Source organism: Pseudomonas fluorescens, assembly GCF_902497855.1.
GTDB classification, from domain to species: Bacteria; Pseudomonadota; Gammaproteobacteria; order Pseudomonadales; family Pseudomonadaceae; genus Aquipseudomonas; species Aquipseudomonas fluorescens_BI.
In genome coordinates this window covers 71,778-77,778 of record NZ_CABVHU010000023.1, presented here as the reverse complement: position 1 = coordinate 77,778, position 6,001 = coordinate 71,778, and the positions used below count along the sequence as shown (strand labels likewise).

At 63.4% G+C, this 6,001-nt stretch carries 4 protein-coding genes; 2 read left to right on the top strand and 2 right to left on the bottom strand.

Going from position 1 to position 6,001, the window contains the following annotated elements:
• Positions 1 to 328: 328 nt before the first annotated feature.
• Positions 329 to 2,116, bottom strand: a complete 1,788-nt coding sequence (locus F8N96_RS31155) for an ABC transporter transmembrane domain-containing protein (protein ID WP_191635399.1) — start codon at positions 2,114 to 2,116, stop codon at positions 329 to 331.
• A 267-nt stretch (positions 2,117 to 2,383) separates the two neighbouring features.
• Between F8N96_RS31155 and F8N96_RS31150 the strand changes: the two genes are divergently transcribed.
• Positions 2,384 to 2,563 carry a PA1571 family protein gene (locus tag F8N96_RS31150; protein WP_150801068.1) on the top strand — a complete coding sequence of 60 codons (180 nt, stop codon included), beginning with the start codon at positions 2,384 to 2,386 and terminating at the stop codon, positions 2,561 to 2,563.
• A 175-nt stretch (positions 2,564 to 2,738) separates the two neighbouring features.
• Here the strand turns inward: F8N96_RS31150 and pdxB are convergent, their stop codons facing one another.
• Positions 2,739 to 3,881 carry a 4-phosphoerythronate dehydrogenase PdxB gene (gene pdxB / locus F8N96_RS31145; protein WP_150801067.1) on the bottom strand — a complete coding sequence of 381 codons (1,143 nt, stop codon included), beginning with the start codon at positions 3,879 to 3,881 and terminating at the stop codon, positions 2,739 to 2,741.
• 574 nt (positions 3,882 to 4,455) lie between these two features.
• Between pdxB and F8N96_RS31140 the strand changes: the two genes are divergently transcribed.
• Positions 4,456 to 5,865 (top strand): MATE family efflux transporter, encoded by a 1,410-nt coding sequence (locus F8N96_RS31140; RefSeq protein WP_150801066.1) that lies wholly within the window; start codon positions 4,456 to 4,458, stop codon positions 5,863 to 5,865.
• Positions 5,866 to 6,001 lie beyond the last annotated feature (136 nt).

Sequence of the window (6,001 nt, the reverse complement as noted above, 5' to 3'; positions counted from 1 at the left end):
GCAAGCCGGCTCCTACACGGGATCGGCGTCGTCCACCGATTGCGTGTTTACCGAAAATCCCCTGTAGGAGCTGGCTTGCCAGCGAAAGCGGTCTACCAGTCAACACCCCTGCTGAATGTGCCACCGTCTTCGCCAGCAAGCCGGCTCCTACACGGGATCGGCGTCGTCCACCGATTGCGTGTTTACCGAAAATCCCCTGTAGGAGCTGGCTTGCCAGCGAAAGCGGTCTGTCAGTCAACACTTCTACTGAATGTGCCGCCGCCTTCGCCGGCAAGCCGGCTCCTACACCGGTTGTTTGCCGGACTCAGGATTGTGTACGCCCGATTACCTATAGGTGAAGCTCGGATTCAGCCTTGCCATCACTGAACTGCAACGCCGCCAACCGCGCATACAACGCGTTGCTCGCAATCAACTCCTGATGCGTCCCCACCGCCACCAGCCTCCCCTGATCCATCACCGCGATCCGGTCGGCGTTTTTCACCGTGGCCAGGCGGTGGGCGATGACCAGGGTGGTGCGGTTTTTCATCAGGCTGGGCAGGGCCTGCTGGATCAGGTGTTCGCTCTGGGCATCGAGGGCGCTGGTGGCTTCGTCGAGCAACAGGATCGGGGCGTCCACCAGCAGCGCCCGGGCGATGGCCAGGCGTTGGCGCTGGCCGCCGGACAGGCCGAGGCCGGCGTCACCGAGGTGGGTCTGGTAACCGTTGGGCATGGCTTCGATAAAGTCATGGGCGTAGGCGATAGTTGCCGCTTCCTTGACCTGGGCCAGGGTCGCCGTCGGGTTGCCGTAGCGGATGTTCTCTTCGATGCTGCCAAAGAACAGGGCCGGGCTTTGCGAGACCAGGGCGAAGCAGCGGCGCAGGTCCAGCGGGTCGAGTCGGGTCAGGGGGATGCCGTCGAGCAGGATGCGGCCCTCGGCGGGATCGTAAAAGCGCAGCAGCAGGTCATACACCGTCGACTTGCCGGCCCCGGACGGCCCTACCAGCGCCAGGGTTTCACCGGCATTGATCGTCAGACTCAAGCCATCGACGGCGTAGCTTTGCGGACGCGACGGGTAGGAAAAACGCAGGTCTTGCAGTACCAGGTCGCCCTTGACCCGCTCCGGCAAGGTCACCAGGCCGGTGGTCGGCGGCTGGATGATGTTTTCCGAGCGCAGCAACTCGGCGATCCGCTCGGCGGCGCCGGCGGCGCGCTGCAATTCGCCGATCACTTCGCTCAAGGTCCCGAACGCACTGCCAACGATCAGGCTGTAAAACACAAAGGCGGCCAGTTCACCCGCGGTGATCCGCCCGGCAATCACATCCATGCCACCGACCCACAGCATCACCCCGACCGCGCCCAGCACCAGCACGATCACCAGGGTAATCAACCAGGCGCGCTGGAAGATGCGCTTGCGGGCGGTGTCGAAGGCCTCCTCCACGGTCACGGCAAACCGTTGCTCGTCCTGCACCTGGTGGTTGTAGGCCTGCACGGTCTTGATCTGGCCCAGGGTTTCGGAGACGTAGCTACCAATGTCGGCAATCCGGTCCTGACTCAAGCGCGACAGGCTGCGCACGCGCCGGCCGAAAATCAGGATCGGCGCGATCACCAGGGGCAAGGCGATCACCACGATGCTGGTGAGCTTGGGGTTGGTGATGAACAGCAGGACGATCCCGCCGATCACCATCAGCAAGTTGCGCAGGAACAACGACAGCGAAGAGCCGATCACCGATTGCAGCAAGGTGGTATCGGCCGTCAGGCGCGACTGGATCTCGGAGCTGCGGTTGTCTTCGTAGAACCCCGGGTGCAGGTAAATCAGGTGGTTGAACACCTGGCGGCGGATGTCCGCGACCGCGCGCTCGCCGATCCACGACACCAGGTAAAACCGCGCGAACGTGCCGATCGCCAGGCCGAGCACCAGCAGCAGGAACAGGCCGATGGACTGATTGAGCAACTGCGGCGACTGGGTCATGAACCCCTGGTCCACCACCAGGCGAATGCCCTGCCCCATGGACAAGGTGATGCCGGCCGTAACAATCAAGGCGAGCAAGGCACCGAGGGCCGGCCAACGATACGGCGCAAGAAAACGACTGGCCAGGCGAAACGCGCGGCGTTGACGAGCAGAGAGCATCAGGACCATCCATGTACGCGACAAAGCCATTATTCGGGCCAGCCTACACCGCCGAAATGGCATAGACCCTAAAGGCAACCATGTAAATCACAATGAGTCACTTTAATTATGACCGCAATGCCTAGACGCTAGACACTATTGGTCTAAAGTTCGGGTGGCAGGACCGCGGTATTTCTGGTGGACTGATATGGCTGCCGAGGAAGATCGCAGGGAGTTGTCATAGCCCGGTCACCTGGCGGTTCTACAGTAAGCACACAACCTGATGAGGAGACAGGCATGTCCTTGCAAAACAGCAGCGAAGACAAGATTGAAGTGATCCGCACACAGCCAGACCAGTCTCTGGGTTGCTCGATTATCGATGAGGATGGGCGCGAAGTACCGATCACTGAAGGCATGATCCAGGACGCTTGCCGCGAACTGGAAAAGCGGTTGGTCAAGCCTGCCGAAGAAAAGTGATATAGCCACCGTCTTCTTGACCCGGCCCTGGTGGCCGGGTTTTTTATGGGTGCTGATCCGGCAAATGTGGTGCGTCGTTCGCGGGCAAGCCTCGCTCCTACAGGATTGATGCGATGCCAAAATTGACGCATGACCCGTAGGAGCGAGGCTTGCCCGCGAAGGGGCCGACTCGGTCCTAAACCGCCACCGCCCCCAACGCCACCACCATCTTGTGCAATACCGGCGAATCCCCCTCAATCCGCACCTGCAACCCATCAATCTCCCGCCGCAACGGATAATGCTTGCGCAACGCATCAAACGCCGCCCGCTGCTCACTCACATTGCCTACCAGACTGCGCCTGAAATCCGCATCGTCCCGACGCGGGTCGTACACCCCTCGGCACACCATCGCCAACGCCCAGGCTGGGTCGCTATGCCCATTCAAGGTCACCTGCGACAACCAGGGCGCCGGCAGCAGATCGCTCAAGCTGACCTGTTCCGGTTGCCCGAGGAACCGGCAATACGCCTGATAGATCTGCGCCGTCCCGCGCTGCTTGCCGTCCAGGCTGTACCCGGCAATGTGCGGCGTCGCCAGCACGCAGAGTTCGGCCAGCGCCACATCGACCTCGGGCTCGCCCTCCCAGACGTCCAGCACCGCTTGCAGGTCTTCACGCTGCAACAGCACCTGGCGCAACGCGGCGTTATCCACCACCGGGCCACGGCTGGCGTTGATCAGCCAGGTGCCGGGCTTGAGCTGATTCAAGCGGGTCTTATCGAACAGATGCCAGGTCGACTGGCCCCCGTGCTTCTTCAACGGCGTGTGCAGGCTGATCACGTCGCACTGCTCGATGATCTGCTCGAGGCTGACGTAGTCGCCCCCTTCCGCGGCTTGCCGGGGCGGATCGCAGACCAGCACCTTCCAGCCCAGCCCTTGCAGGACCTTGACCAACCGGCCACCCACCTCGCCGGCACCCACCACCCCGTAGGTGCGTTGCGTCAGGTCGGCGCCTTCGATCTCGGCCAGGGTCAGCAGGCTGCCCAGCACATAGTCGACCACGCCCCGGGCGTTGCAACCGGGGGCGCTGGACCAGGTGATGCCGGCCCGCTGAAAATAATCCAGGTCCAGGTGATCGGTGCCGATGGTGCAGGTGCCGACAAAACGCACCTTGCTGCCCTCGAGCAGCGCGCGATTGACGTTGGTCACCGAACGCACCAGCAGCACATCGGCCTGTTCGACGGTGGCGCGGTCGATGGACCGCCCCGGCACCCGGCGGATTTCGCCGAAACCTTCGAAGAAGGCATCGAGCAGCGGGATATTTTCGTCGGCAACAATCAGCATGGCAGGCTCCTTTGGCGGGTTGGCAGTGTAGGCGGAGATGACCGTGGTGGGCCAGCGGGCATTGCTCACGGTCATCAAAAGCCCCCCGCCCCCTGTAGGAGCTGGCTTGCCAGCGAAGGCGGTGGCACATCCAACACACATGCAACCTGATCCACCGCCATCGCGAGCAGGCTCACTCCTACAATTTGATCGCCGCCTTGCCGGGACTTTTGGGTTCGCCGCAACCCCTGTAGGAGCTGGCTTGCCAGCGAAGGCGGTGGCACATCCAACACACATGCAACCTGATCCACCGCCATCGCGAGCAGGCTCACTCCTACAGTTTGATCGCCGCCTTGCCGGGACTTTTGGGTTCGCCGCAACCCCTGTAGGAGCTGGCTTGCCAGCGAAGGCGGACTCGCATCCAGCATCGATGTCGACTGACCCGCCGCTTTCGCCGGCAAGCCGGCTCCTACAGGGAACGTCGAACTACTCGAGTAACCCATTACAAAATCCCAACACAGCGATTTTCCTGACCGATACGTCAACAGGTAGAATGCCCCGCCTCGCGCATCAAACACCTTTGGACGTTCCGCCCTTGAATTCCGTAACCGACCGCCCCGCCGCTCCCGCCCTCACCCGCCCCGCCCGGGTTCGCCTGGAGCTGAAAAACCTGCTCGCCCTGGCCCTGCCGATCATGGTCGCGCAGCTGGCGACCACCGCCATGGGCTTCGTCGATGCGGTGATGGCCGGCCGGGTCGGGCCGCGGGACCTGGCGGCGGTGGCGCTGGGCAACTCGATCTGGGTCCCGGTGTTCCTGCTGATGACCGGCACCCTGCTGGCCACCACCCCGAAAGCCGCCCAGCGATTCGGCGCCGGCACCCACAGCGAGATTGGCCCGATCGTGCGCCAGGCCCTGTGGCTGGCCCTGGTGGTGGGTTTGATGGCGACCATCATGCTATTCAGCGCCGAACCGATCCTGCACCTGATGAAGGTCGATCCGGAGCTGATCGGCCCCTGCATGCAATACCTGCACGGCATCGCCAGCGGCCTGCCCGCCGTGGCTATCTACCATGTGCTGCGCTGCTTCAGTGACGGCCTGGGCCGCACGCGCCCGGCCATGGTCCTGGGCTTGTGCGGGCTGGCGCTGAACATTCCGCTGAACTACGTGTTCATCTATGGCCACTTCGGGGTGCCGGCCATGGGCGGCGTCGGTTGCGGCTGGGCCACGGCGATCGTGATGTGGGTCATGGCCCTGGGCATGGCCGGCTGGGAACGCTGGGCGCCGGCCTACCAATCGAGCAAGCTGTTCAGTCGTTTTGACTGGCCGCAATGGTCGGTGATCAAACGCCTGCTGGGCATCGGCTTGCCGATCGGGATTGCGGTGTTTGCCGAGTCGAGCATCTTCGCCGTGATCGCCCTGCTGATCGGCAGCCTGGGCGCGACCGTGGTCGCCGGGCACCAGATCGCGCTGAACTTCAGCTCGCTGGTGTTCATGATCCCCTACTCCCTCGGCATGGCCGTGACCGTGCGCGTCGGCCAGGCACTCGGGCGCCAGCAACCCCGTGAAGCGCGCTTCGCCGCCGGGGTCGGCATGGGCACGGCGCTGGCGTACGCGTGCATTTCCGCGAGCATGATGCTGCTACTGCGCGAACACATCGCAACCATCTACACCGCCGACCCGACGGTGATCCGGGTGGCGGCGATGCTGATCGTGTATTCGGCGCTGTTTCAGTTCTCCGACGCGATCCAGGTCACCGCGGCCGGCGCGTTGCGCGGTTATCAGGACACCCGGGTGACGATGATCCTGACCCTGTTCGCCTACTGGGGCATCGGTTTGCCAGTGGGCTACGCCCTGGGCCTGACCGACTGGTTCGGCACCCCGAGCGGCCCGAGCGGGCTGTGGCAGGGCTTGATCGTCGGCCTGAGCTGCGCAGCGCTGATGCTGTCGATCCGCCTGACGCGCAGTGCCCGAAAGCAGATCCGCATCAGCCGTTCGGCGGGTTAAGCGAATTGCTTGCCGATCCGTTGACGCGCAGTGCACGCAGCTCCTACAGGGGCCAGCGTTTAATCGAGCGTCTCACTGATCGTTCCCACGTCGAGGCGTCGAACCGTCCGCGTGGGAATGCATCAGCGGACGCTCC